This window comes from Ruegeria sp. AL1, from assembly GCF_056540905.1.
Genome location: NZ_JBQFXP010000017.1, coordinates 16,963 through 42,879, shown reverse-complemented (window position 1 = coordinate 42,879; position 25,917 = coordinate 16,963). Strand labels below are relative to the sequence as shown.

General features: G+C 55.9%; 23 protein-coding genes. 11 read left to right on the top strand and 12 right to left on the bottom strand.

What is annotated here, in order from left to right; translation table 11 throughout:
• Positions 1-24 precede the first annotated feature (24 nt).
• From ACRZ9X_RS21365 to ACRZ9X_RS21355, 3 genes are all read right to left on the bottom strand, one after another.
• Positions 25-1,080: an ABC transporter permease gene (locus ACRZ9X_RS21365; RefSeq protein ID WP_480522125.1), complete on the bottom strand. Its 1,056-nt coding sequence runs from the start codon at positions 1,078-1,080 to the stop codon at positions 25-27.
• Positions 1,077-2,636 carry a sugar ABC transporter ATP-binding protein gene (locus ACRZ9X_RS21360; protein ID WP_480522124.1) on the bottom strand — a complete coding sequence of 520 codons (1,560 nt, stop codon included), beginning with the start codon at positions 2,634-2,636 and terminating at the stop codon, positions 1,077-1,079. The genes ACRZ9X_RS21365 and ACRZ9X_RS21360 overlap by 4 nt, the downstream gene beginning before the upstream one ends.
• Before the next feature lie 62 nt (positions 2,637-2,698).
• Entirely contained in the window at positions 2,699-3,652 is a 954-nt protein-coding gene (locus tag ACRZ9X_RS21355; RefSeq protein ID WP_480522123.1) for a substrate-binding domain-containing protein, read from the bottom strand.
• Between the two features lie 166 nt (positions 3,653-3,818).
• Between ACRZ9X_RS21355 and ACRZ9X_RS21350 the strand changes: the two genes are divergently transcribed.
• Entirely contained in the window at positions 3,819-4,793 is a 975-nt protein-coding gene (locus tag ACRZ9X_RS21350; protein WP_480522122.1) for a GntR family transcriptional regulator, read from the top strand.
• Positions 4,794-5,173: 380 nt separating this feature from the next.
• Positions 5,174-5,818 (top strand): IS6 family transposase, encoded by a 645-nt coding sequence (locus tag ACRZ9X_RS21345; protein WP_480522121.1) that lies wholly within the window; start codon positions 5,174-5,176, stop codon positions 5,816-5,818.
• Between the two features lie 176 nt (positions 5,819-5,994).
• Here the strand turns inward: ACRZ9X_RS21345 and ACRZ9X_RS21340 are convergent, their stop codons facing one another.
• A complete protein-coding gene (locus tag ACRZ9X_RS21340; protein WP_480522120.1) occupies positions 5,995-6,396 on the bottom strand; it encodes an SDR family NAD(P)-dependent oxidoreductase in 402 nt (133 codons plus the stop codon).
• 365 nt (positions 6,397-6,761) lie between these two features.
• Between ACRZ9X_RS21340 and ACRZ9X_RS21335 the strand changes: the two genes are divergently transcribed.
• Complete coding sequence (locus tag ACRZ9X_RS21335; protein ID WP_480522119.1) at positions 6,762-8,120, top strand: DUF3300 domain-containing protein; 1,359 nt, start codon at positions 6,762-6,764, stop codon at positions 8,118-8,120.
• Positions 8,121-8,125: 5 nt separating this feature from the next.
• A complete protein-coding gene (locus tag ACRZ9X_RS21330; protein ID WP_480522118.1) occupies positions 8,126-9,028 on the top strand; it encodes a DUF2950 family protein in 903 nt (300 codons plus the stop codon).
• A gap of 158 nt (positions 9,029-9,186) precedes the next feature.
• Here the strand turns inward: ACRZ9X_RS21330 and ACRZ9X_RS21325 are convergent, their stop codons facing one another.
• The 3 genes from ACRZ9X_RS21325 to ACRZ9X_RS21315 are packed head-to-tail and all read right to left on the bottom strand — an operon-like array spanning position 9,187 to position 12,280.
• Positions 9,187-9,978 (bottom strand): SDR family NAD(P)-dependent oxidoreductase, encoded by a 792-nt coding sequence (locus ACRZ9X_RS21325; protein WP_480522117.1) that lies wholly within the window; start codon positions 9,976-9,978, stop codon positions 9,187-9,189.
• 14 nt (positions 9,979-9,992) lie between these two features.
• Entirely contained in the window at positions 9,993-11,135 is a 1,143-nt protein-coding gene (locus ACRZ9X_RS21320; protein WP_480522116.1) for a hypothetical protein, read from the bottom strand.
• Between the two features lie 2 nt (positions 11,136-11,137).
• Entirely contained in the window at positions 11,138-12,280 is a 1,143-nt protein-coding gene (locus ACRZ9X_RS21315) for an amidohydrolase/deacetylase family metallohydrolase (protein ID WP_480522115.1), read from the bottom strand.
• 177 nt (positions 12,281-12,457) lie between these two features.
• Here ACRZ9X_RS21315 and ACRZ9X_RS21310 point away from each other — a divergent pair, with 177 nt between their 5' ends.
• Together ACRZ9X_RS21310 and ACRZ9X_RS21305 are read left to right on the top strand one after the other, a co-directional pair.
• A complete protein-coding gene (locus ACRZ9X_RS21310; protein WP_480522114.1) occupies positions 12,458-13,330 on the top strand; it encodes an NAD-dependent epimerase/dehydratase family protein in 873 nt (290 codons plus the stop codon).
• 86 nt (positions 13,331-13,416) lie between these two features.
• Positions 13,417-14,484, top strand: a complete 1,068-nt coding sequence (locus ACRZ9X_RS21305; RefSeq protein ID WP_480522113.1) for an ABC transporter ATP-binding protein — start codon at positions 13,417-13,419, stop codon at positions 14,482-14,484.
• Positions 14,485-14,553: 69 nt separating this feature from the next.
• Here the strand turns inward: ACRZ9X_RS21305 and ACRZ9X_RS21300 are convergent, their stop codons facing one another.
• Positions 14,554-15,339 (bottom strand): SDR family NAD(P)-dependent oxidoreductase, encoded by a 786-nt coding sequence (locus ACRZ9X_RS21300; RefSeq protein WP_480522112.1) that lies wholly within the window; start codon positions 15,337-15,339, stop codon positions 14,554-14,556.
• A gap of 74 nt (positions 15,340-15,413) precedes the next feature.
• Positions 15,414-16,634 carry an ABC transporter substrate-binding protein gene (locus tag ACRZ9X_RS21295; RefSeq protein ID WP_480522111.1) on the bottom strand — a complete coding sequence of 407 codons (1,221 nt, stop codon included), beginning with the start codon at positions 16,632-16,634 and terminating at the stop codon, positions 15,414-15,416.
• A 339-nt stretch (positions 16,635-16,973) separates the two neighbouring features.
• Between ACRZ9X_RS21295 and ACRZ9X_RS21290 the strand changes: the two genes are divergently transcribed.
• From ACRZ9X_RS21290 to ACRZ9X_RS21280, 3 genes are all read left to right on the top strand, one after another.
• Entirely contained in the window at positions 16,974-17,858 is an 885-nt protein-coding gene (locus tag ACRZ9X_RS21290) for a carbohydrate ABC transporter permease (RefSeq protein ID WP_480522110.1), read from the top strand.
• A complete protein-coding gene (locus ACRZ9X_RS21285; RefSeq protein ID WP_480522109.1) occupies positions 17,858-18,682 on the top strand; it encodes a carbohydrate ABC transporter permease in 825 nt (274 codons plus the stop codon). The genes ACRZ9X_RS21290 and ACRZ9X_RS21285 overlap by 1 nt, the downstream gene beginning before the upstream one ends.
• A 70-nt stretch (positions 18,683-18,752) precedes the next feature.
• Positions 18,753-19,691, top strand: a complete 939-nt coding sequence (locus tag ACRZ9X_RS21280; RefSeq protein WP_480522108.1) for a MurR/RpiR family transcriptional regulator — start codon at positions 18,753-18,755, stop codon at positions 19,689-19,691.
• A gap of 6 nt (positions 19,692-19,697) precedes the next feature.
• On the opposite strand, the gene ACRZ9X_RS21275 is transcribed toward ACRZ9X_RS21280, so the two are convergent.
• Positions 19,698-20,459, bottom strand: a complete 762-nt coding sequence (locus ACRZ9X_RS21275; RefSeq protein ID WP_480522107.1) for an SDR family NAD(P)-dependent oxidoreductase — start codon at positions 20,457-20,459, stop codon at positions 19,698-19,700.
• Positions 20,460-20,612: 153 nt separating this feature from the next.
• Between ACRZ9X_RS21275 and ACRZ9X_RS21270 the strand changes: the two genes are divergently transcribed.
• Positions 20,613-21,512, top strand: coding sequence for a LysR family transcriptional regulator (locus ACRZ9X_RS21270; protein WP_480522106.1), 900 nt, complete (start codon positions 20,613-20,615; stop codon positions 21,510-21,512).
• Between the two features lie 64 nt (positions 21,513-21,576).
• Complete coding sequence (locus ACRZ9X_RS21265) at positions 21,577-23,115, top strand: M81 family metallopeptidase (protein WP_480522105.1); 1,539 nt, start codon at positions 21,577-21,579, stop codon at positions 23,113-23,115.
• Between the two features lie 13 nt (positions 23,116-23,128).
• On the opposite strand, the gene ACRZ9X_RS21260 is transcribed toward ACRZ9X_RS21265, so the two are convergent.
• Both ACRZ9X_RS21260 and ACRZ9X_RS21255 read right to left on the bottom strand, forming a co-directional pair.
• A complete protein-coding gene (locus tag ACRZ9X_RS21260; RefSeq protein ID WP_480522104.1) occupies positions 23,129-24,577 on the bottom strand; it encodes an aldehyde dehydrogenase family protein in 1,449 nt (482 codons plus the stop codon).
• Positions 24,578-24,776: 199 nt separating this feature from the next.
• A complete protein-coding gene (locus ACRZ9X_RS21255) occupies positions 24,777-25,757 on the bottom strand; it encodes an NAD-dependent epimerase/dehydratase family protein (protein WP_480522103.1) in 981 nt (326 codons plus the stop codon).
• Positions 25,758-25,917 lie beyond the last annotated feature (160 nt).

Sequence of the window (25,917 nt, the reverse complement as noted above, 5' to 3'; positions counted from 1 at the left end):
TTCTCTGGCTTCCCGTTGGCGCGATCAGCTACTGCGGCTGCGCGATTTGATGTATGTGTCGAAGGCAACGGCGGCGACGATGATGATGCCGATCACGATCTGCTGCCAGAACGGTTTGACGTTCAGCATGACCAGCCCGTTGAGCAGAACCCCGATCAGTAACGCCCCCGCCGCGGTCCCCAGAACCGAGCCGACGCCGCCAAACAAACTGGTGCCGCCGATGACCACCGAGGCGATCACGCGCAATTCGAACCCGACGCCCGCCACGGCCTCGGCCGAGTTCAGGCGCGCGGACAGGACAAATCCGGCCAGCCCGGCGCAAAAGCCGGTGATTGTGTAGACACTTGCGATGACGAACTTGACGTTGATCCCCGACAGCCGCGCCGCCTCGGGGTTTGCGCCCACGGCGTAGATACTTCGGCCGTAGCGGGTGTAATTCAGAACATACCACGCCAGAATCGTACCGCTGACGAACAGGACCACTGGAACGGGAACGCCCGCAATATCGCCCCTACCCCACCAGCGATATCCCGCGTCAAAGCCGCTGATCGGTCCGCCATCGCCCACCAACAGAGTAATGCCCCGGAACAGCGACATGCCGCCCAACGTCACAACAAAGGGCGGCACGTTGAACACAGTAGTCGTGACCCCTTGCAACAGCCCCGCAAGCGTTCCCACCAGGATGGCCGCCGAAAAGGCCCAGAACCACCACAGCGCTTCCTGATCTCCTCCGCCGAGGGAAAAGGATTCCGTTTGCCCGCCTGTCACAAGCGCCGCGCCGACAATCCCTGCGGCCGCCAGGGTCGAGCCGACCGAAAGGTCGATCCCGGCGGTCAGGATCACGAAGGTCATGCCGATCGCCAAAAGGCCGAAAATTGACACTTCGGTCAGAATGTTCAGGATGTTTCGGGTCGACAGGAACCGCTCATTATACGAGGTGAAGACGATCACCAGCAGCACCAGAAAGATCAGCGGGGCCAGTTTCGCCAGCACGCCCGCCCAGTCAATCGGTCGGGCCTCGTTTTCCTGCTGAACGGCCGCCTTGGCACCGGTCTCTCCTTGTCTGGTGTTGTCGCTCATGGCCGGGCTCCTGCGGAAATTGGGGTCTCGCTCGGCAGGGTCTGCACGGGCGTCATGCTTTGCATCAGGGTTTCTTCGGTTGCATCCTCGCGCCGGAACTCACCGGTGATCCGGCCCTCGGACATGGTCAGAATCCGGTCCGAGACAGTCAGGATTTCGGGCAGTTCCGAGGAAATCACGATCACCGCCGTGCCCCGGTCGGCAAGGTCGAACAGAATGTCATGAACCTGCGCCTTGGATCGCACGTCGATCCCGCGGGTCGGCTCATCCACGATCAGGATTTTGGGAGCCTTGGCCAACCAGCGGGCGATCAGGGCCTTTTGCTGATTGCCCCCGGACAGTTTGCCGATCGCCTGCCGCGCGCCCGAAACCTTGATGTCCAGCTTTTCCCGGCTTTCCTCGAACAGCCGGTTTTCTGCGCCCAGGTCGAGATGTCCGAATTTGCTGGACAGCTCGGCCAAGGACGCGATCGATATATTGTGGTTCACAGGCAGATCCAAAAAGCAGCCCTGTTTCTTGCGGTCCTCTGTCACCAGCCCCAAGCCGGCGTTGATGGCTTGCCGGGGGCTGTCGATCTCGACCGGCTGACCGTCCACAAGAATCTCACCGGACTGACGCCCGTCCGCGCCAAACAACATGCGCACCGTTTCCGTGCGCCCCGCCCCCACAAGCCCGGCCACCCCAAGGATTTCACCGTATTTGGCCTGCAACGAGACCTCGTGCACCATCGTGGCGTTGGGATCGCGCAGATTGGGAATGCTGGTCAAGTCACGCGCCTCGAGCGCAACCTCTCCGCCCGTCGCAGTGGTGCGTTTGGCGAAAATATGTGAAAATTCGCGCCCGACCATGGAATGAATCAACCCGTCCTCATCGGTGTCCGCGACGTTGCCAATATCGACAAGCTGCCCGTCGCGCAGTACCGAATAGCGGTCGCAAATGCGAAACACTTCGCCCAGACGGTGCGTGACATAGATGACGCTGATGTTCTGACGTTTGAGCTCCAGAACGATGTCCAATAGGCGATCCACCTCGGACCCGCTGAGCGCGGCGGTCGGTTCGTCCATGATGATCAGTTTGGAATCAAACGACAAAGCGCGGGCGATTTCGACCATTTGTTGCTCGGCCACGCTCAGGCTGCTCACCAAGCGCGAGGGCGAAATAGTCAGGCCGATCCTGTCCAGCGCCCGTTTTGCATCGCGATGCATCTGACCATGACGGATGCCGAAGGTACCCCTTGGTTCGCGACCCAGAAATATGTTTTCCGCAACCGAGAGCGGCGGGATCAGGCTGAATTCCTGATAGATCGTGACGATCCCGGCCTCACGCGCTTCCAGCGGGGTTTCAACTTGCAAAGGGGTGCCGAACAGCGCGATTTCACCGCTGTCGGCGGGCTGTGCACCGCTGAGGATTTTCAACAGGGTGGATTTTCCGGCCCCGTTTTCGCCCAGCAGTGCATGGACCTCGGCCGGCCCCACCTCAAGCGACACACCATCAAGCGCAGTCACGCCGGGAAAGGTTTTGGTCAGGTCGGAGATACTCAGTATCGGGTCTGCCACGATCCGCACCTTGTCAGTTGACGACCGCATGCAGGCGGCGATGCCCGCATGCGGTCTGTGCATTACTTGATTTCACCGTAACGTTCGGCTTCTTCCAGGTTGTCGGCACTGATCATGCGGGGGATGATAAGGTTCACCTGCTCTTTCGGGCGTGTGCCGTCGGTCACAAAGGCATTGACAATCTGCACGGCAGTGCGTGATTGCAGGCCCGGGAATTGGTCGACCGCACCGGCCAGCCCACCTTCGCGCACCGCCAAAAGCGCCTCGGGGCCCGCATCAAAGGCGATGATCTTGACCTTATCTTCTGCTCCAATCGACCGCAGCGCTTCCAGCGCGCCCAGGCCCATTTCGTCATTGGCTGCGACGATGACATCAGGCAACTCAGGCAGACCGGTCAGGATTGCGTTTGTGACACTCAGGCCCTGATCCCGGCTCCAGTTGGCGGTTTGTTCAGCAACGATTTGATACTTATCGCTCAGCGGATCCAGAACATTGTGCAATCCCTGATTTCGGTCAATGGCTGGGCTGGCACCCGGTTGGCCCTGAAGGTTTACGACTTGCGCACCATCGGGGAATTGTTCCACGACCCATTGCCCCTGCGCCTCGCCACCAGCCACATTGTCGGCACCCACATGAGCGAGCAAACCATCGACATTGTCGACACGACGGTCGATTGTTACGACCGGGATACCTTCGTTCACCGCATCTTCAATAACTGTCGCCAACGCGTTTACATCATTGGGGCTGATGATGATCCCATCAACACCCTGCACAATCGCGTTCTCGACATCCGCTACCTGTTTGGGTGATTCATTACGTCCGTCCGCCTCAATAATAGAGATGTTTCCGATGTTCTGGGCTTCATCATTGATGCTGTTTTGCATGTGCACAAAAAACGGAAATTGAAGCGAGGGCATGGACGACATGATCGTCATGTCTTCGGCAACTGCGGGCGCGACACCGCCCACGGCAAGCGCTGTCGCCAAAATCAAACTTTTAACGTTGGAATATTTCATCTGTTTCCTCCTCCGAGTACCGCGACGTTTGAATCGGACGCTGGTCTCATTTTTGACTTTTGCATACAAAAGTTGTAATTTCAAGCTACATGAAGCCTTGGGTTTTTCTTGACTAAACCGGCGTATGAAGACACGCCAATCCAGGGTAGAAACGTGGGAGACCGATTTGGCAGAGTTTAACCCTGGCCCAATGTACGCCCAGATTAGGGATCGGCTTGACGAGGCAATTGCATCTGGAGAGATTCCAGATGGAATGCGCCTGACCGAGTCGACAGTCGCTGATCATTTTGAAGTCAGTCGACAAACTGCGCGAAACGCGCTCCATGAATTGCGGACCCATGGATATGTTCAGTTGCGGCCCGGAAAACGTGGTTTTTTTGTTACGAGTCCTGGATCTGCAGATTCCAAGCAAGATCCGGTAGTGGACCGCAAACAACCGCTTGCGAATATCAGAAAACTCAAGCGCGAGCAAAAGTGGATGGAGCGCTATGACGACATCAAGTCTGAACTCATGGCCGTGGCGAGTACCGGAGAATTCAGAATTGTCCCCTCGAATCTGGCTGAACAGCACAACATCAGCAGAACCGTTTTAAACGATATTCAGTTCAGGTTGATTGCGGACAACATAGTACGCCTAGAGGGGCAAAAATGGATACTGAACCGTTTTGATAAAGAAACCATTGCCGAACAATTTGCGGTTCGGAAGCTGCTTGAACCATATGCCTTGTCCAAAGCGTTTGATCGGATCGACACCACCTTTGTCAACGCCTGCCTGGATCGAACACTGAACGCAAACGCTCAAACCACCGCTTATTCCTCGGAGCAGTTGGAAGAGCTGGAAGCAGACCTTCATGATCGCGTTCTTGCGTTCTGTGGCAACGATTTTCTGATGCATACTCTGCGCAATTGCAGGTTGGTTCACGTTTTCAATAGCTACTATTATCCTCGATACCATTCCGAGATCTTCTTCGCGAAAGAGCATGAAGCCGTTTATCGGGCCATACTGTCAGGTGATCGGGAAGGAGCACAAACAAAATTGATCGACCACCTTGAATTGTCGCGTAAGACCACGATGGATCGTCTGAGCCGATTTTCGGCTGATAATAGCGAAGTCCATATAGGCTATGTCAGACGATTGTAGATCGCTTTAGACACAGATAATCGGACGCCACCAAATTTTTGCATCTCACGCGATCTGCTGATTTAACGCATCATGCAGTGAAGCAACAAACGCGTTTTCGCCCTAGTAATCTAAGGGTGGTCGCAGAGAACCCCTTCTGCAGGTCGCTTATGATGGGAGCGACCAATATCTCAGCGCATCACACGGCCTCAAATCTGCGGCTGCAAAAGCGGCGCGTAGAAGCCTGATCGGCTGCGTTTAGGGCAGTATGTATGAGAAGGATCTGTTGCAAATTTTTGACTGTTGACGCTCATAAATGTTTCGAGTGATTGGATATCGAAATATTGAAGCCGAAAGTCTGTTTTAGGATCTCTTTCAAAGGCGCGTAGTATCCGAAAAACATGATCCTCTTCGCAGTGTTCTTCTATGTCCGATACAGTGTGTCATATCGCGATCTAGAAGAGATCATGCGCGAGCGAGGCGTTGCAGTGGATCACACGACGCTGAACCGCTGGGTGACGCGGTATGCAGGCGCAATCGCTGAAGCGGCGCGTCGTCGAAAGGGACCGTGCGATCGCTCCTGGAGAATGGACGAGACTTACATCAGGGTGAAAGGCAACTGGGTCTATCTCGATAGAGCCGTCGACAAGCACGGCAAGACGCTTGATTTCATGCTTTTCCCGCGACGAAACAAGCCTGCCTCCAAAAAGGTCTTCGCTAGGATGTTGGAGGTCAATGGATTGCCCAGAAAGATTGTCATCGACAAAAGCGGAGCTAACACGGCTGGCATCAAGGCCGTCAACAAAATGCTCAAAGGCTTTGGCTGCCCGATCCTGATCGAGATGGTGAGGCGCAAGTATCTCAATAACATCGTGGCACAAGATCACCGTTTCATCAAGAGGCGCACACGGCCAATGCTGGACTTCAAAGCCTTTGTTTCAGCGGCGGCAACGCTCGACGGCATCGAAGTTGCGCACATGATCCGCAAGGATCAGTTGTCGCCTGGAATCTGCCCGTTTCGTCAATTCTCCGAGATGGCAATCTGAACCTGAAGCGATCTCAGGTCTATTTGTCTGACCTAAAACTTGCGACTGAACCACTTGCCCATGCACATAAGCAATCCGACTTCAGCAATCTGGTGCCCTGGAATTATACACCAAATGTGTGATCGGCGCGCCACTTATGGATGGTCATTATCATCATAGTCAGGAATTGAGTAATGTCAGGGAGCGGCGTCGATGGCACCAATCGATCCATCTTGATACGAAATTAGCTTGCCTGAACGATCAACAAACTGTCCAGCCCAGCTGATGTGGCTCTGTGCTATGACTTCGCGCATCAGACGAGCAGAGTCTTCAGTTTCGAATTTTCCATCGGGCAGCAGTCTGGTCCTAGTTGGCCCGGGTCTTAGAGAAAAATATGTGATGCCCATTTCAGCTAATTCTGCAACCAATGACTTGGTGACGGCATGTGCGGCAGCTTTCGTCGACTGATAAATGACATTTCCGGGTGCGTCCATCATTGGAAAGATGCCGACATAACTTCCAAGAGTTACCCCAACCGGGTTTTGCGAGGATTTTAGATTGGCCAGTAGAGCCCGCGTAACAGTTGCAGGCCCTAGCAACTGTATTTCTCAGGCTGTCCGGGACAGTTCTGATCTTCTCTTCTGAATGTTGTTCGTGTGTCGCACGGTGTACATGCACTACAGAATTTGTGAATTTTGGACAGGTGCATGTTTCACATAGCCATGGATCGACGGTGCATGATGTCCCAAAAACTTGCTTCAACAAGTATTCAGAATTCAGTCGCGCGAGCCTCTCAACTACAGGCATAGTTCAATTAATTCTGGCCACCAGCGACGATTTTGACGGTCACAGATACATCATCCGCAGTAAATACAGGTTTCTTGCGTGGTTCAGTCTAGTCTCATAGTCTTCAAAGACTAAGCGAATGGCGGTTTTTTATCTTCTGCGCGCAGGGGAAATCAGAATGCCCAGAATGAAAATGGTTGTGCCTTTTGCCCTCTGTCTGGTTCTTGTGCACGCTCTCCCGCACGGAACCTTGGCGCAGGACACACAACCAACCGCCTCTGCTGTGGACGTCGGAGAAGACGAACCGCTTCCTGAGTTTGCAACAGGTTTGACAAATGGAGAGTTGAGGACTCTTGTTGGTCCAATTGCGCTTTATCCAGACACGTTGCTAATTCAGGTTCTGGTCAGCGCTACAGTCCCGTTCGACGTACTGAAAGCTGACCGTTTTCTGCTTGAAAACCCGGATGCGGAACCTCAGGAACTTAGTGATGAAATCGCTGCCCAGAATTGGGACGAAAGCGTGGAAGTTCTGGCACTGGGGTTTCCGGACCTCATCGGTCAGATGGCGAACCATATAGAATGGACCGAAGCCCTTGGAACCGCAATGCTGGCCCAGCAGGATGAAGTGTTGCAAGCCGTGCAGGATCTCCGCGACATCGCATTGGCCAATGGGGCCCTTGAAAGTAATGAGGCGGTCGAAGTGACAGAAGACGAGAATGACAATATCATCATCGTGCCCGCCACTCCCGAGGTGGTCTACGTTCCGCAATATAAGTCTGAGGTTGTCTATGTTTCGCAACCAAGGCCGACTGCGGGTGATGTGGTTGCAACCAGTTTGATCATTTGGGGCACCTTCGTTGTGGTCGACGCGATCTTTGGCCCCTCTTACCGATATTGGGGATGCCGAAATTGCTGTGGATGGAGCAGCGGCCGGGTTTACAACAACATCAATATCAACATTGACGGGAATAATAACATCATTGGCAATCGCCCGGGTGAAAGCTGGCGGCCTGGCCCGCAGAAACGGGTTGAAGCCCGCGACCGCATCACCGACCGCAGGAGCCCTAATGGTGCCACGACGCTCCCCGTTAACCGCCCGAACCGGAATGATGATCTTCGCCGCAAATTGTCGAACCGGACGGGTGCCCCAGATATTGCAGATCGCGTTAATCGCGACAATTTGCCGACCGTAAACCGTGGCATTAACGGTACTGGAGCGGAAACGCTGCGTGAACGCAGCCGCGAAGGGCAAGCGTTGACCAGGCCGAACCGAGCGGTGAAGCCTGGTGCGCGTCCTGCCACCAAACCTTCGCTGCCGACCCCGCGTCCAAATACCAGACCAGTGAACAACACGCGCCCCTCGGTCAATCGACCGACCCAGCGCCCCACTGTAACTCAGCCAGCTAGACGCCCCGCACAATCTCGCCCGCCTGCTTCGCGGGCCCCTGCCGCGAAGAAATCAATTGGCGGAGGCGCAAGGACCCATTCGACGCGTGGCAAGGCATCCCGCGGCAGCGCGCGGCCAAACCGGAGGTAAGGAATATGAGATATCTGTTTCTGACCGGCCTTTTGGCAGCATTCGTCCAATCCGCTTTGGCCGAGACTCCGGTTTACCAGACACCCCAGGATGCCCTGGATCGGTTGGCCGAGGCGTTTGCCCGAGGGTCGGTCGAAGACACGGTTGCAGCAGTTGATTCCAGCGCACTGGACCTGTTTCTGGACCCTGACAATCCGGCCAACATCGCACATCTTGAGGAGCTTGCAGGTCTGCATACCGAAGGCTATCGCTTTGTCCCGCAGGAGAACGGTGTCATCATCGAGCTGGGGAAAGAAGGCTGGCCGCTTGGTATTCCTCTTACCCGCAGGGATGAAGGCTGGGTTTTTGACGTAGATGCGGGACGAGAAGAGTTGCTGTTGCGCCAGATTGGACGCAACGAACTTGCAGTGATTGAAGCACTTGAGGGTTATGTCGCAATCCAGCGCGCGTTCCGCGAGTTTGATCACGATGGCGATGGTGTTCTGGAGTTTGCGTCCCAATTGATTTCAACGCCCGGGACGCGCGACGGCCTTTATTGGCCGGGTGATGACAGCCCGGTAGGTGATATGGTGGCCCGCGCTAGTCTGGACGGTTTTGACGAGGGTCAGGGACCCGAAGCCCCAGAGCCCTTCCGGGGATATTACTTCCGCGTATTGCAGGAACAGGGTCCGAACGCACCGGGTGGTGCGTATTCTTATTTGGTTGATGGCAAGATGTTGGCTGGCCACGCCATGCTTGCAGTTCCCGCGGAATACGGCGTTACCGGCGTAACAACTTTTCTTGTGTCCGAAACCGGTATCGTAATGGAGAAAGACCTGGGTTCAAAGACTGTGGAGACGGCGGTAGGTATTACAAGCTACGATATTGGCAATGGCTGGAGCCCGGCCATAAGCCGACAACCGAATTGAAACGCAAAAGGGAAAGACAATTTCGTTTAAGTCTTAGCTACTGGCGTTCTCAGACAGCCTGAGAAATATAGTTGCTACAAACACAGTGTGGCAGTTTCACAGTTGACAGGCAAATCCTTCCGCCCTGCCTGCGACAACACCTGCAGACCCGAATACTGTCATTCTTCCAGCACAAATTCCTGAACCATTACGTTCATGCCCGCCGTCAGACCGCCGTCGACCGTCAGCCCAATGCCGGTCACATAATCGGCATCGTCTGAGCCCAGATAGGCCACGGCTTTAGCCACGTCCTCAGGGACAGCGACGCGGCCCAGAGGATACCATTTCGATAGCTTCTCAAAAACCTCGGGGTCTTTTTCAAGACGCATGCGCCAGCTTACAGCATCGGTGCGTACCGAACCAGGAAGAACCGCGTTACAACGAATGCCAAACACGCCGTATTCACTTGCAACGGACTGTGTCAAGTTGAGGACCGCCGCCTTGGCCGCGCTGTAGGCCGGGCTGCCGAAATAGCGAATGCCGTTGACCGATGCGATATTGATGATGGCACCATCTTTACGCGCCTTCATTGCAGGCGTGACAGCCCGGATGCAATTGTATGGGCCATTCAGATTCACATCGATCTCGCGTTTCCAAATCTCGACGGCGATCTCATCAAGGCTGCCAGCGAAACTGTAGGCGGCGTTGTTTACCAATACATCGACTTGTCCAAGCGACTTTTCAGTCTCGGCAATTGCAGCCTCCACCTGCGATAAATCCGTGATGTCGGCTTCGACGAAACAGGCCCGCCCACCCGCAGACTGGATGTCTTTTGCTTTTGCCGCGCCGGTTTCCGCGTTGATTTCAAGAACAGCAATCGCTGCCCCTTCCGAGGCAAGCTTGTCAGCGATGGCCGACCCGATCCCGTGCCCGGCACCCGTAACCAAAGCGATCTTGTTTGAATATCTCATGTAACCCTCGCTGATCAGGTCAACGCGGCTTGAATCCAGTCGAGAGATTGCAGCCTGATGTGACCAAAGTTGTAGAATGAAATGGATTGGGCGCCCTGCCCTTTAAGCATTTGAACGGCATCCTTAACCTGCGACGCATTTGTCAGGTTCGGATAGGACGGACGCAGGATGTATCCGACGTTTTTGGCCCCGCAGGAGCGCTCTTGGACATCGACGATATCCTCTTGCATCGCAGAGACACCGTTCTGGTAGCTTGGGATTTCCAGCGCGTCAGCCGCTTGCGATAAACCAGCCAGATCGGACCCTTCGGTCACGCATAGCTCATTCGGTGATTGTGTGGTCGGGATGATGGACAGCCGCACACCGCGTGGCATCTCGGATCGGATGCGCCGAACGAGAGAGGTTACCTGCCCAGCCCGCCATTCGTGGAAAGCAAGCCAATCCGGGTCGTGCAAAGGCTCGAATGACGGTTTGGTAACATCTGCAAAGAACCGTTCCAGAGCCGTAACGGTCGCGGCTTTCAAGTCGTCGAACGCAACCCCGTCTGCCATTGCTCCCGATCTGCAGGCATCGCAAAAGCACAGACCCAGCAGCGTTTCTGTTGCCCCCGTCAGTTCGATCAGTTCAAATTCGTGGTGATGGCCGTGACGGAACGCCTGCCAGCCCGGTGTTTCGACCGAAACCTCTGCCACTGGTTGATTGCGGGCGATATCGCAGCACAGCGCCGTCAGATAGTTTCGAACATCCGGTTGCGACGGGCAAAGCGAGTTAAAAATCCGATCGCCAAACGCGGTCCGCGCCGTCAGATCCGGGTGCTGTTGTCCAAGCGGCGTGTTGTGAAGCCCGACAGTCCAAGCGATACGTTCAAGATCGGGGGCTGATCGCGCAAGTTCTGACAACGGGTCAAAATCCCGGATCATGTCCGCAACGCGCGGCTTGATACGGCCATACAGGCTGAGGTCAGGATGAAAATATACGGTCCCGTCTTGCGGGAAATAGACTTTACCCCTGGGTCCGTGCGGTCGCAAAAACTTGCCCGCATGATATGACGTTGCCAAATGAACCGCCGTAATACCTGCGTCCCGCAGACGAGCGGCAATCATTCCAACACCCTCGTCCTTCAGGTCCCAAGGATAGACATACATCCCGGTGCGCATGGTTACTCTCCTTGTGGCCAAGCTCGGCCACGTACTATCATGTCCGAACAGGACAAGTATCGGTCAGCAGTACGCCGCACACCGACCGCATCCAAAAACTCGGCGGCCTCTTCGTGAAGGTCCAGGATAGCGACATCCGCGCGCGAGCCCGGGGCCAAAGTGCCCAGATCCGGGCGGTTCAGAACACTCGCAGGATTGGATGTCGCGGCGCGCACAACGTCGTTCAGATCCATGCCCATAGACCAGAACTTGTTCATCACCGACAACACGTCATAGGCCGGGCCGTTTTCGCATAACACATGGACATCGCTGCTTATTATGTCCGGCGCGAATCCGTGGCTCAATGCGGCTTCGCCCGGCTCGAATCCGAACCCGCCATAGCCGTGGCCCACGTCAAAGAGCACTCCGCGTTCCCGAGCCTCCCAATATTCGGCTTTAACGAAACCTTGCCCATCAACAGCCGAGTTTGGAAATGGCCGCAGGAAATGTGTTAGGATATCCCCAGGACGCAGCAGATCGAGGATCTGTTTGCCGCCCGGCGGAGGAAAGTCAATATGCGACATCAGAGGCAGGCCAAGCTGGTCGGCGATGTCCACAGCGACTTCCAAAGGCGCGATCCCCTGATCTCCGCCCGCCTTCTGGCCAATCCGAACTTTAACACCGCGCACAAACTCGGGGAACTGTTTGGCGACGCGAACGCATTCGCGCGCGTCCAATAGCCTGACATCGCTACATTCTCCGATCATAACGCTTTCGGAAAACCCGAAAATTCCGGCAAATGAAACATTGATATAAGCCAGAATGGTCAGGTCGCTGCGATCGGCGACATGGGTTTTGAACCCTCCCATCGTACCAGCACCAGCGCTGCCGGTGTCCAGAAACGTGGTCGCGCCACTTCTGCGCGCTATGGGTTCGGGCCGAACGCTTAACGACGTGCCGCCCCACCAGACGTGACTGTGGAAATCGATCAAACCAGGGACGACGATCTTGCCATCGGCATTCAGGACTGTCGCGTTAGTGCCAACGCTCAGCCCATGCCCGAACTCAGCCACTTGACCGTCGCGCAGAACAATCTCGGCTGGCCCATCCCAATTCTGGGCGGGGTCGATGACACGGGACGCGCGGATCAGCAGTTCTTGGGTCAAATTCCTGTCTTTCCAGCACAAAATTTCACACCCAAGTTTACTGTGACGCGTGCCCGCTCACCAATGCCGCACGGTCATGTGCCTATCGACCTGCCGCATGGCGCATTGGAAATGATCGGCGATCTTCGCCAGAATGTGCGGAAAGAGAACGCAATCCTAAATGAAAAAGGCTGACTGATGAAAAACATTCTCGTCACAGGAGGGAGCGGCAAGGCCGGGCGCGCCGTCTGCCGTGATCTGGTAGATCACGGATACAACGCACTGAACGTCGATTTGACCCCTTCGAACGATCCAGTATGCCCGTACTTGAAAGTCGATCTGTGCGACTTCGGTCAAACTATGGCAATGATGACGCGCGGTGGCGGGGCGGATTCCCCCTTTCGCCCGTTTGGCATACCGGATGCGGTTGTCCATTTCGCCGCGATTCCAGCCCCGGAACTAGCAACAGATGACAAGATTTTTCACACCAACATTCTAAGCACCTACAATGTGTTTGAGGCCGCCGTTCGCATGGGCGTGCGCCGCGTTGTCTGGGCTTCTAGCGAAACCACTCTGGGGCTGCCATTTTCACCCGATAATCCGCCCGCTTATCTGCCAGTGGATGAAGAGCACCCTATGCGCCCGGAAAGCGCCTATTCCCTGTCCAAGGATCTGGGTGAGGAAATGGCCCGGCAGTACTGCCGATGGAACCCCGATCTGACCATGATCGGCTTGCGGCTCTCGAATGTGATGGAACCAGACGATTATGCGCGATTTGACGACTGGCAGGATGATCCGGCAGTGCGGCAATGGAACATGTGGGGCTATATCGACGCCCGCGATGCCGCGCAGGCCACGCGCAAGGCGCTGCATGTCGATCTTGTGGGGGCCGACTGTTTCGTCATCGCCAATAGCGACACGACCATGAAACGGGACAGCGCTGACCTGATGGCAGAGGTGTTTCCGAACATCGAGAAACGCAAACCGGTCAGTGGCCGTGAAACGCTGTTGTCGATTGAAAAGGCGCAGCGCGTTCTTGGGTTCTCACCGGAACACAACTGGCTGGAATAACGCCTAATTCACTAGAAAGATGTGCCCATATCTTGTAAAAGTACATATCGGCGAAATTTTGAACTTTTAGTACAGGAGGGGAAGATTTGGCCAGAATAGAACTGGACGGGATTTCCAAATCCTACGGGTCCTTTGAGGTCATGCGCGACCTGTCACTGGACATCGAAGAGGGCGAGTTCGTCGTCATCGTCGGGCCTTCTGGCTGTGGCAAATCCACCTTGTTGCGCATGGTGGCGGGGCTGGAAGACATCACCTCGGGCGAATTGCGCATCGGCGGCAAACGGGCAAATGAACTGCCCGCACAAAAACGCAACATCGCGCTGGTCTTTCAATCCTACGCGCTGTTTCCACATCTCAACGTTGCAGACAACATCCGGTTCGGCCCGCAGGTACGCGGCGAAAACCGCGAGATGTCTGAAGAGAAAGTGCATCGCGCTGCGGATATTCTAAACCTGACACCCTACCTTGACCGGATGCCTTCGGAACTGTCCGGTGGACAGCGTCAGCGTGTTGCAATGGGCCGCGCGATTGTGCGCGATCCGAACATGTTCTTGTTTGATGAGCCGTTATCGAATCTCGACGCCCATCTTCGGGTCGAGATGCGCACGGAAATCAAAGCATTGCAGCGCCAGCTGAAAACCACAACGCTCTATGTGACCCACGATCAGATTGAGGCTATGACCATGTCCGACCGCATCGTGATCATGAATCAAGGCAAGATCGAACAGGTGGGCGCGCCGCTGGATCTGTATGACCGGCCCGCCAACAGATTTGTAGCCGGGTTTCTGGGGTCTCCGTCGATGAACTTCATGGAGGCCCGTTATGAATCCGATGCAGATACCGCGAATGCTGTGCTAACAGATGGGCAGAGCATTGCTGTTCCACGTGCTGATCTTCGTACAGGTGAAAAGATCATTGTCGGTATCCGACCCGACGCCTGGATGCTGCAACACGCGCCATCAAAATTGACACTGAAGGTGGATCAGTTCGAACCGACCGGGTCCGAGACGCTTGTGTATGGCTCATTAGCCGAAGCCGATATCAAATGCGCCTTCCGGGAACGCATAGACGTTGGCGAAGGTCAGCCCCTTGAGGTTGGCATCGATCCCGGGAAAATCCACATGTTCCGGCACGACACCGGACATCGCGTCTAAAAAAGGGGCTGGCAGAGCCAGCCCCATAGGAACCAGATTTTGCACCAACAAAATCCTGGGAGAACCTCTTTACCAAAGCGTATATCCGCCGTCGAAAACGATCCCGGCCCCCGTCATGTAACTGGACGCTTCGCTGGCCAGAAACACCGCAAGCGCGCCGATCTCATCTGGGTCGCCCGCACGTCCCATGGGAATTGCGCTGACCAGCTTTTCGATCACTTCGGGTTTGGTTTCGTTCCAAGCACGGTTCGCATCCGTCATGAACAGGCCCGGACAAATCGCGTTGACGGTCACGCCATGGGGCGCCCAATCAGCGGCGGCGGCTTTGGTGAATTGCAACACAGCGGCTTTCGACGTCTCATAGGCCCGGTCACCAATACCCCTGTTCGAGACAAAGGCGTTCATTGAAGAAATCGAGATGATCCGACCCCCCTGACCGCGCTCGATCATGGCAGCGCCCAGGATTTTCGATCCCAGAAAGCTGCTGGTCAGATTGGTGTCGATCGTCTTCTGCCAGCTTTCCAGCGACTGTTCGATGATGGAGGCTGAATTCAGGCGATTGCCGACATTATTCACCAGAATGTCGATAGGACCAAAGTTGTCGCGGATGTGCTCAAACCCGGCTTGACAAGCCTCGGGTTCACTCATGTCCAACGCCACCGTATCCACTTTGTGCCCGCCGTGGTCCCGAATATCACTGGCTGTTTTTTCCAGCGAATCTTTGGTGCGTCCGGTAATGATCACATCCGCCCCGGCCTCGGCCATTGCCATCGCCATGACGCGGCCAAGCCCCCGGCTGGCGCCGGTCAGCACGGCAGTTTTGCCGTCCAACCTGAATTTTTCCATATAGGTCATTTAAGCGTCTCTATCCGAATTGAAGGATATGCAGACTGGCCGTGTGTCCGGCCAGCCCGCGCCTCACAAGGTCATTACAACCCGCGCAGCTGGTCGATTTTCGCAGCCGCGTCCGACAGCGCATCCTCGGGCGTGGCGTCGCCCAGATAAATCGTCTGCAATGCGCTGCGGGTGATGTCGATGATCTCGTCCCAACGTTCAACCGTGGGCTGGAACTTGGCATAGGCCAGACCGTCGGCAAACGCTTTGATGTCCAGATCTTCCTGATAGACAGGGTCGTTCACGACACTGGTCATCACAGGCAACAGACCATCGGCCAGGTTGAAGGCCAGCCGGAAGTCGTGTTGGTAGATGAAATCCAAGAACTTTTGGATCTCGGGCTTCGCATTTGACGACCGGAACACCGCAACACTGTCCGTGATCCCCATCGTAACCTTCTGCGCCTCAACCGGGAAAGGCAGGACCGAGTAGTTCAGATCCGGCGCTTCGGCCTTGATCTGTGGCACCAGCATCGGGAAGGTGAAGATCGTACCAATCTTACCGTTCTTGAACAGGTTGAACACATCTTCACGGCTGTTGGCCGTGGGTGCGGGCTGCGTATGGCCTGCGGCAACCAGATCCGCATAGACCTGCGCAGCGGCAACGCCTTGTGGGGATGCAATCGCGCTGCGGCCTTCTTCATCAAAGATCTCGCCGCCGAAGGACCACAAGGCATAGTAGAAGTAGACGTCAACCTCGTCTTCCTTGCCCGGCAGGCCAAAGCCAAAAATGTCGGATTGTTCCGAGATTTTGGCGGAGGTGGCGCGCAGCTCTTCCCATGTCGTTGGCGCAGTCATGCCTGCGGCCTCATAGAGGTCATTGTTGACCATCATCGCACGCGCCGAGGCGGCAATCGGCAAGCCCATCAGTTCACCATCAATGACGGACGGACCAAGCAGCGCCGGTATGAACTTGTCTTTCAGTTCCGGCGTGATCAGATCATTCATCGGTTCGATCAAACCTTGGGTGGCGAATTCCTTCAGCCAGATCGAAGCCAGGACCGACATATCCGGCGCGTTATTGCCCGAAATGTCGGTCGTCAAAGTCTGGAGGTAGTTGCTCCAGGGAATGACTTCGATGATGACATCAATATCCGGGTTTTCCGCTTCAAACGCTTCGGCAACCTGTTCGAACGACTTGCGTGTTTCAGCCGAGTACTCCCCCAGGGTAAATCGAATTTCTGCCGCCTGCGATGCAAACGCAAACGTGGACGCCACAAGGCCTGAGACAACCGCGCTTCCAATTCTTCCAATCATGTCTTTTCCCTCCATGCTGACGCGCTTTGACCTAAGGCCGGTGGATGAGTGTCGGCGGCGCGTTCTCTACTATAATTACACCATATGCCGAAATTTTTATAATTAAAGTACACCTCGAGATTTTCGGACACTTTCCCTTTAATATCATTATTTTAAGGTACTTTTTTCAAATTCCTAGCGCCCACTATGCGACTTTCGCACCAAACAATTCGAGATTCGCATGATCTTTCGCCAGATTTTCTGTCAAAAATCCCTCATTCGTAACAAAGTTTCTTTTCCCTTGTAATTTTAACGAAGGGACGCCAGCATTCTTGGCAACACTAAAGGAAGAAAAGGCTGATGCAGACGCGAAGAAACAAGGCAATTCCCTATGGTCTAGTACTGCCCGGGCTTCTCTTTTCGGCAACGATCATTCTGTGGCCTCTGTTCCAACTTGGGTCATTATCCTTTGGCGACGTGAACCGCTTTGGTCAGGTGATCGGATTTGGGGGCCTTAAGAATTACGCCGCCGTCTTCGCCGACCCCGAACTTTACGCATCGCTCTGGCGCACGGTTATCTGGACCGTTGCGATTGTGGCCGGAACCTTTGTCATCGCGATGCCCACATCCATTATCCTACATCGTGACTTTTATGGTCGAAACATCGCCCGCGTCATCATCATGCTGCCTTGGGCGATCTCACTGGCCATGCTTGCAATCACCGCACGCCTGGCGTTAAACGGGGAAAGCGGGATGCTGAACTCGGCTTTGATTTTCGCGGGCATCATAGATGAGAACGTTGCCTGGCTGGCATCATACCGCACAGCCTTCCCCATGCAGATCATCGTGGGCATTCTGGCCACGATTCCGTTCACAACCACTATTTTTCTGGGCGGCCTGTCCTCGATCCCGCAGGATTTGTACGAGGCGGCTAAGATGGAGGGCGCGAATGGCTGGCAAAGGTTCCGGCGCGTGACCCTACCGATGATGCGCCCCTTTGTGAACATCGCGGTGGTGCTGAACACGATCTACGTGTTCAACTCGTTCCCGATCATCTGGGTCACGACACAGGGCGGACCCGTCAACAGCACCGATATTCTGGTCACTTACCTTTACAAAAGCGCGTTTCGGTTCGGCAAGGTCGGTGAAGCGGCGGTGCTGTCGCTGATCATGTTCGCAATCCTGCTGATCTTCAGCCTGATCTACGTCCGTCTGGCAATGAAAAATGAAAGAGCGGCACAGTGATGAGCACCAAATTAAACACAACGATCGTATCGTGGCTGGTTTTGGCCCCTTTGCTGGCCTTTTGCCTGTTTCCTTTCGCCGTCATGTTCCTGAGCGCACTGAAACCGCAGACAGAACTATATGATCCAAGATGGATACCCAGTCGCCTCGCCTGGAGCAATTTCATCGAGATGTGGCAAGCCACGAATTTCGGCGTCGCCTTGGGCAACTCGCTTTACATCTCGACGGTGTCCACCGTTCTGACCATCCTGTGTGCGATCCCGGCGGCTTATGCGCTCAGTAGGTTACGCTTTCACGGCAAACAGGCGTTTCGCGGGTTCCTGCTGGTGTCGCAGATGCTGTCTCCAATCGTGCTGATCCTTGGCCTGTTCAAACTGCTGGTTTTGGTTGGTGCACTGGACAGCAAGATCGCCGTCGCCATGGTCAACACCGGGTTTAACATGGCCTTCGCTGTCTGGATGATGGAGAGCTATTTCTCGACCATCCCACGCGATCTTGAGGAAGCAGCGTGGATGGAGGGCGCCTCGTCCTCGCTTTCGCTGCGGCGCGTGTTCCTCCCATTGGCTATACCGGCGCTGGTGGTGACAGCGTTGTTCACCTTCGTGAACACATGGAACGAGTTCGTCATCGCCCTGACCAGCCTGCGCAGCGCCGAGAATTATACGCTGCCGATCCAAATCCTGTCGCTGGTCTCGGGGCGGTACTCGATCGAATGGCACTATGTCATGGCTGCAACGTTCGTGGCGACTTTGCCCGTTGCCATCGTCTTCGCGTGGCTACAACGCTATTTGGTTACAGGCCTGACCTCAGGTGCGGTGAAATAGGAATGATCTTTGGTCCCATGCTGGTACAACGGCGTGACGGACTGTCGCGACAGAATAAAGGGACGCATGAATGGATGGGGACGACAAAAGCGATGAAGAACAGCTGAGCAGCCCTGCCGAACATCGGGGCCCTGCCGTGCTGGACCTGATATCGGTATTGCGGCGCACAAGTGGTGAATTCGCGCCGCGCGAACAACGTGTTGCCGACTATGTCATGGAAAACCTTGAGACCGTCAGTCAAATGGTTATCGCCGATCTGGCCGAGGCATGTAATGTCAGCACACCAACTGTCATCCGGTTCTGTCGCACACTGGGCTGTGACGGATATCGCGACTTCAAAATCAAACTGGCCCGAAACGTTGCGGTCAGCATGCAGTATCTGGCACCCGGTCCGGAATCAACGGCATCGAGAGACAACTCTCCGGTCGATCTTGTGATTGCAGCGCTAAGCTCGTCGCTCGAGATTATGCGGGCCCAACTCGACCAAGACATCTTTGAAGCGGCGGTCCTGCGCCTGTGCGACTCCAACCAGATTCTGTTCGTCGGCATAGGCGGCGGGTCATCCATCGTTGCCAATGACGCCGCAAACCGGTTTTTTCGGCTAGGGATACCTGCAACTTTCGTAAGCGACAGCTATCTGGCCCAGATGCGGGCGGCGACACTGAAACGCAGCGACACGCTGTTCCTCATCTCTGCCAGCGGCGAAGCGCAAGAGGTAGTTAAGGCCGCCGAAATTGCAAACGGCTATGGGGCGTCCACGATCTGCATTACCCGTCCCGACTCGACGCTGGCGCGCATCGCAACCCTGCCGATCACAGTCGATCTTGCCGAAGATCTGGATATCCACAAACCAACGGCGTCCAGGTATGCCCATCTGGTTCTGATCGACTCTTTGGCCATGGCCGTTGCACAGGCACAGCCCGCCTTGACAAACGAAGCACTACGTCGTGTCCGCGCCTCGCTGACGGCGTTTCACGGGCGCATCGGCCCGCAGCCACTGGGTGACTAAGGCCGGTTACGGCGACAATTGCCCGCCATTCACCTCGATGATCTGCCCGGTGATATAGGCGGCCAATTCATCACTGGCCAGAAACAGAAAGGCGCCCACGCAATCCTCAGGCGTGCCAAGCCGCTCCATCGGGATGGTCTGACGGACAACCTCCAACGCTTCGGGAGTGGAGAACGCATCGTGAAACGGCGTCTGTATGACCCCGGGCGATACGGCATTGACCCGCACACCATGGGGTGCCTCTTCTTTGGCCAAGGACCGCGTCAGGCTGCTGACGGTCGCCTTTGACGCCGCATATACGCCGGACCCGATCGCCCCCCCGTTTCGTGCCGCGATCGAGGTCAGATTGATGATAGATCCTTTGGTTTTGCGCAGATGCGGCACGGCGGCTTTGCTGACCGCATAGACCGATGTGGCGTTCACATCCATGACCTGATGAAACAGCTCAGGTTCCTGTTCTGTCACCGGCATGCGTTGCACCATTGAGCCCGCATTGTTGATGAGGACATCCAGACCACCCGCCTTTTCAACAAAACCATCGATCAACCGCGAACAGGCGGCGAAATCCGACACATCCGCCTGCAGGACATGGGCTGAGCCCCCTGCGGCGCGCACCTCGGCGGCGACCGCTTCGGCCTGATCGCGCTGTGCGTTGCAGTGCACGCCGACAGTCGCGCCCAGTGCGCCGAACTTGCGGGCCACAGCCGCGCCAATGCCCGAACTGGCACCGGTTACAAGAACTGCTTTTCCCTTGAACGCGTCGAACATATGAAGGCCCCTTTGCTTTCGTCCTTGAGCTTGATCCGGTGATACCGGCCCTGTTCTCCGGTGGCGAATGCGGTCTGCGGATTTAAGAATGACAATTGTTCATAACGGTTTGTGCGCGTAAGCTTGGGACAAGGCTTTTCGGAACGGAACCTAATGGAAAAACGCTGGCTCGAAGATTTTCTGGCGGTGGCCGCCCTTGGCAATTTCACGCAATCCGCGCAAGTCCGGGGCGGAACCCAATCGGCCTTGAGCCGCCGCATTCAGGCATTGGAAGAATGGCTGGGTGCAGAACTCTTTGACCGAAATACCAAACCCGTCAGCCTGTCCGAGGCCGGAAAGCAGTTTCTGCCGGTGGCGGAAGACGTCTGCCGCCAATTGCAAAGCATTCAAGAGCAACTGTCGTCGCAAAATGACAGCGCGTGGCCCAAAGTTCATTTCGCTATTCCTCACGGGTTGTCGCTGGGCTTTTTTCCGCATTGGCTATCCAGTGAAATACAAGGTGGCCGCGATCTGGATGTACGTCTTGAGTCGATGAATTTTCTAGATTGCATGCGGCATCTACGTGAATCCCGCTGCCACTTCGCCATGTCTCATGCCCATCCGACGATTGCTGTCCCACTGGCTGACCAACTGTTCGAAAGCGCGGTAATCGGGCGCGATGCGCTAATCCCTGTGACGATGGCTGACGCAAACGGCACGCCCGTGGACCGGTTGCCCGGAGAGCCGGATGATCCAATCCCGTTGCTCGCTTATTCGGAGGAATCTGCAATCGGTCAGGCAGTCAACGGGCTGCTGGCTGAGCCGCCCCTGCCGATTTACGTCAACCGCGTATTCTCGTCCCATTTGGCCGGGGTGCTGCGGTCTTTAACCCGTGAAGGGCGCGGTCTGGCCTGGGTGCCGGAAAGCATGGTGCAGGACGATATCCAGCAGGGAAGGTTGGCCTATGCGGGCGACGATCAGTGGCGCATTCCAACCGAGATTCGTTTGTATCGGGCCACTGAACCCCTGCCCGACCCTGCAGAAGAGCTTTGGAAAATCCTGCGCGATGCATAATCCGCATCGCCAAAGACCTGCGCAGAATTGGCATTAAGGCAGACCGGGTCTTAGGCCTGTAGTCATGCAAACCGGTCCTTCTGCCAGCCCACGCATCGGCGTTCTGGGTCTCATGCTTGAAAGCAATCGTTTCGCACCCGTTGTACAGCGTTCTGACTTCCAAGAACGCGTGCTGGTCTGGGCCGACGAAATGAAGCAGGAATTGCACGCGCCCCAGTCTCGCTTGCCCGCCGAACTGCGGGCGTTCTGCGCCAACTTTGACAAGGCAACGATCGTTCCCTTGGGCTTTGGTCTGGTCGAGGCAGGCGGGCCCGTACAACATAGCTTCTTTCAGGAAACGCTGGACCGAATGTGTGCGATGTTGGGGGATCCAACCCCCGATGCAGTCTATATTTGCAACCACGGCGCAATGCGTAGCACTGAAAACATGGATCCCGATGGTGAGATGTTCGCAGCAATCCGCAGGCAGGTTGGTGCAGATATTCCGATTGTGGCCACTCTGGATTTGCATGCCAATATCTCTGAGCAAATGGTCGAAGCGGTTGATCTGATTGTGGGCTACCAAACAAACCCGCACGTGGACATGGCAGAGCGCGGACACGAGGCCGCTTTGGCGATGAAACGCCTGCTTTCGAGGGATATCCACCCCACCTCGGCGCTGGTGCGCCTTCCAATCGTGCCACCAACGGTAACTCTGTTGACAGATTCCGGGCCTTTCGCCGATTTGTCCCGCGCGGCGGCCGCTTCGAAATCCGAGGCCCTTTTGAATGTCTCATTGTTCGGCGGGTTCGCCTATGCCGACACTCCCAAAAACGGCTTGAGCATTCTGGTTACCACGGATGATGATAAAGCCGAGGCACAACGGCTGGCCAATGATCTGGCGGCAAAGGCTTGGGCATCCCGCCAACGCTACCGCCCGACCCTTAGCAGTTTGGAAAATGCAATCAAAAAGGCCGTGGACGCAGGCAATGATCCGTCCCTGCCCGCAGTTGCGCTGGCCGATGTCGCCGACAACCCGGGCGGCGGTGGAACCGGCGCGACCACTTGGATCTTGTCTGAACTTGTCGCTGCACAGGCGAAGGGTGTATATTTGGGAACTCTGAATGCGCCCGACGTGGCGAAGGCTGCGCATAATGCCGGTGAAGGGCACTCCTTCCAAGCCAACTTTGTGGATCACGGCGCTCCCGACTATTCAAAACCGTTTTTTCATACAGCGACGGTCGAAAGGTTAAGCGACGGGAATTGCACCGGGCGGCGCGGGTTTTACCGGGATCGGCATATGCAACTGGGACCAACAGCGTTGCTGGACATAGCAGGCGTCAAAGTTGTGGTGATTTCGGTGCGAACGCAATGCGCTGATCCCATTTTCTTTGAGATGCTAGGGATAGACCTGCGCACCGTTCGGTCGTTGACTGTCAAATCACGCGGGCATTTTCGTGCAGGCTTTGACGAGTTCTTTAGGCCGGATCAAATCGTGGAAGTCGACGCGCCGGGCTTAAGTTCTCCGGTGCTATCGCGGTTTGATTTTCAGGAATTACCACGCCCCTGCATTCCGCTGGATGACGACGCCGAATGGCACCCTGCCCGGATCAGAACGTCCTGACCGGGGCTTGCCTTTAGAGTACGTTGAACGTGATGGTTTTCGCCTCGGTCACAGCGCGCAGTGTATGCTTGCCGCCCAAACGTCCCATACCGCTGGATTTTCCGGGTGCACCCCCAAACGGCAGATGCAGTTCCCAATAGCTGCTGGGACCGTTGATATTGACGATCCCGGCCTCAATCTCTTCACCAAACCTGAAGGCACGCGACAGGTCTTTGGTGAAAACCCCTGCCGACAGCCCGTGACCCGCGGCATTGGCAACCCGGATCAGATCGTCGTCATCTTCGCATACGATAATGGGCGCAACAGGACCGAACGTTTCAGCGTTGTTCAAAAGCGCCTCGCCCGGCACGTTGTCGATCACGGTCGGGGCGAAAAACAAGTCCGACCCAAGGTCTGCGACCTTGCTGCCACCCGCGATAAGTTCACCGCCAAGGCGCACACCTTCGGCCACGTGCTCTTCTATTTTTGCCATGACCGACGGGTTATTGAGCGGCCCCATAGTGACGCCTTCATTCAGCGGATTTCCCAATGTCACTGCGCGGGCCCGTTCTGCAAGTTTCTCGGCCAGCGCCCGGTGCATGGACCGCGTGGTCAGAATCCGCCCGGTTGCCGCGCAGACCTGACCGGCGTTGAAAAAGCTGCCCGAGGCCGCAGCATCAGCGGCCTTATCCAGATCGGCATCGTCCAGAACGATCACCGGGCCGTTTCCTCCAAGCTCCAGCAACATCGGTTTACCGGAGCCTCGTGTGGCGATAATCCCCCCGGTCTGCGGGCTGCCGGTAAAGCCGATACCATCGGTACCGGGGTTCGAAACGATCTCGTCCCCCACGACATCGCCGGGGCCATGAACCAGATTGATCGCGCCGTCCGGCAAACCGGCTTCGGCGATACACTCCATCAGCACAGCGGCACAGGCCGAGGTCGTCGGGGCGGGAACCCAGACCACACCGTTCCCTGCCGCCAGACAGGGCGCGAGGTATTCGACCGGGATGTTAATGGGAAAGTTCCAAGGTGTCACAACCGCATAAACACCCCGCGCCTTGCGGAAACTCAGGGCCCGCACGCCCGGTGTCTCGACCGGGATGTATTCGCCTTCCATCCATTTGATCAGCTCAGCCGCTTCGCGAAACCCTTTGATGGCCGTATCGACTTCGCGATAAGCCTCAGTATGCAACGGCTTGCCCTGTTCACGGGACAGGATTTCGGCAAGATCGTCACGGCGTTTGTGCATCTGATCAGCCACAGCCGCACAGAGCCCCGACCGTTCCCAAGCCGTCATGCGGGCAAGTGCGGCATGCCCTTTGCGTGCGGCTTTAATCGCCCGTTGCGCGTCCGCACGCTCACTTTTGGACACCCGACCAACAAGCGCATTATCTGCCGGATTAAATGTTTCGAACTCCTCATGCGATTGGGCATCGCACCAGTTATTTTCTATGAAATTCCTGTAGATCTTGACGGTCATAAGCGTTAGCCTTTTCTCAATTCTTCAAATCACAATAGACACTGTGAAACCCTTGGGAAACGACGCGCCCTGCGCTGTATGCACGTTCGCACTCAGTGCATTCGTCACAAGCATCGACCGACTGAAAACGATACTCGGTGTTTCACGCGCGGACACTACGCACCTGCGCCCGATGCCACGAAAGCCCAGCCCGGAACCGCTATCCGGGATACCAGACCTTCCTTTGGTCATCGGGTGCGCGTTCGTAGTCAAAAGCGCGATCAATCAGAGTTTTCATATCGACCCTAGGCCGCCAACCAAACGTTTGACGGGCTTTGGCGTTGTCCAGCAAGTTGCTGTGATAAGGCGTGTCGATCTCTGCGATCTGGAAACCACGGGTTTGCGCAAGATAGTCAGCCGCATCGGCATAGTTCAGGGCATCGGTCATGGCGACGTTGAACAGTTCACCCCGTGCCAACGGGTTGTCAAATGCCGCCAACATCGCCGCAACCAGATCATCCACATGAACAAAGTTCCGACGCAGCGGCGCACCAGTACTGTCACGTAACCGCGGCGCGAACTTACCTGCTGCATAGGCCGCAACCTTGTCGTCAGGCAGGATATCCGACCAGGGCGGACCACCAAATTGATCGGGCCCAAAACTGATCACATAGCGAAAGTCGTCCTTTTCCATGATCCAGGGTGCACGCAATATGCAGCCATTCAGATCGTACTGAATCTGGTACTGTTCCAGCATCACCTCTTCGAGCACTTTGGTCAGCGCGTAACAGCCGGGATAAGCCATTTTCGGAGAGGTCTCAGTCACGGGGCCGGGGTATTTATAAAACATATGCCCGACCGAACAATCACCACCGATTAGCATGAATTGCCGGGCTGTGGGCGAGGTGCGATGCGCTTCAAGCATCAGGAACATGCCCTTGATGCATACGTCGATGGCCAGATCCGGGGATTCTTTGACGGCTGCCATGTGGACCACATGGGTGACGCCTTTCATCGCGGTCCCGACAGTTTCGGGATCAGCGATTGAGCCTCGTATCACCGAAACACGGTCCGTTTCGGGAATTGTCCTGTTATTGCACAGAGCCACAATCTGCGCATTGAGAAACCGCGGATCAGCCAGAAAAGCCTTAAGAAAATGACTGCCAACCTTCCCGGTGGCACCCGTTACAAGAACTTTCATCACATACCTCAGCTATAAGATAGACATCTTTGTTTTGTTTGCCTCGGCCCCTTTGCCGTAGCGAATGACACTGGTGCACGCTGCCGGCCCATCCCAACCTCGGGCTTTGATCCAAGCTCCAGTGCCACAGTTCGACTTTCTACCTTAGGTACAAAGTTTC

What these genes read in the sequence shown, in the direction of transcription:
- ACRZ9X_RS21365 (WP_480522125.1), bottom strand. Translation starts at nt 1,080, where the DNA reads ATGAGCGACAACACCAGACAAGGAGAGACCGGTGCCAAGGCGGCCGTT.
- ACRZ9X_RS21355 (WP_480522123.1), bottom strand. Translation starts at nt 3,652, where the DNA reads ATGAAATATTCCAACGTTAAAAGTTTGATTTTGGCGACAGCGCTTGCC.
- ACRZ9X_RS21345 (WP_480522121.1), top strand. Translation starts at nt 5,174, where the DNA reads ATGATCCTCTTCGCAGTGTTCTTCTATGTCCGATACAGTGTGTCATAT.
- ACRZ9X_RS21335 (WP_480522119.1), top strand. Translation starts at nt 6,762, where the DNA reads ATGCCCAGAATGAAAATGGTTGTGCCTTTTGCCCTCTGTCTGGTTCTT.
- ACRZ9X_RS21330 (WP_480522118.1), top strand. Translation starts at nt 8,126, where the DNA reads ATGAGATATCTGTTTCTGACCGGCCTTTTGGCAGCATTCGTCCAATCC.
- ACRZ9X_RS21325 (WP_480522117.1), bottom strand. Translation starts at nt 9,978, where the DNA reads ATGAGATATTCAAACAAGATCGCTTTGGTTACGGGTGCCGGGCACGGG.
- ACRZ9X_RS21320 (WP_480522116.1), bottom strand. Translation starts at nt 11,135, where the DNA reads ATGCGCACCGGGATGTATGTCTATCCTTGGGACCTGAAGGACGAGGGT.
- ACRZ9X_RS21310 (WP_480522114.1), top strand. Translation starts at nt 12,458, where the DNA reads ATGAAAAACATTCTCGTCACAGGAGGGAGCGGCAAGGCCGGGCGCGCC.
- ACRZ9X_RS21300 (WP_480522112.1), bottom strand. Translation starts at nt 15,339, where the DNA reads ATGACCTATATGGAAAAATTCAGGTTGGACGGCAAAACTGCCGTGCTG.
- ACRZ9X_RS21295 (WP_480522111.1), bottom strand. Translation starts at nt 16,634, where the DNA reads ATGATTGGAAGAATTGGAAGCGCGGTTGTCTCAGGCCTTGTGGCGTCC.
- ACRZ9X_RS21290 (WP_480522110.1), top strand. Translation starts at nt 16,974, where the DNA reads ATGCAGACGCGAAGAAACAAGGCAATTCCCTATGGTCTAGTACTGCCC.
- ACRZ9X_RS21285 (WP_480522109.1), top strand. Translation starts at nt 17,858, where the DNA reads ATGAGCACCAAATTAAACACAACGATCGTATCGTGGCTGGTTTTGGCC.
- ACRZ9X_RS21280 (WP_480522108.1), top strand. Translation starts at nt 18,753, where the DNA reads ATGGATGGGGACGACAAAAGCGATGAAGAACAGCTGAGCAGCCCTGCC.
- ACRZ9X_RS21275 (WP_480522107.1), bottom strand. Translation starts at nt 20,459, where the DNA reads ATGTTCGACGCGTTCAAGGGAAAAGCAGTTCTTGTAACCGGTGCCAGT.
- ACRZ9X_RS21270 (WP_480522106.1), top strand. Translation starts at nt 20,613, where the DNA reads ATGGAAAAACGCTGGCTCGAAGATTTTCTGGCGGTGGCCGCCCTTGGC.
- ACRZ9X_RS21265 (WP_480522105.1), top strand. Translation starts at nt 21,577, where the DNA reads ATGCAAACCGGTCCTTCTGCCAGCCCACGCATCGGCGTTCTGGGTCTC.
- ACRZ9X_RS21260 (WP_480522104.1), bottom strand. Translation starts at nt 24,577, where the DNA reads ATGACCGTCAAGATCTACAGGAATTTCATAGAAAATAACTGGTGCGAT.
- ACRZ9X_RS21255 (WP_480522103.1), bottom strand. Translation starts at nt 25,757, where the DNA reads ATGAAAGTTCTTGTAACGGGTGCCACCGGGAAGGTTGGCAGTCATTTT.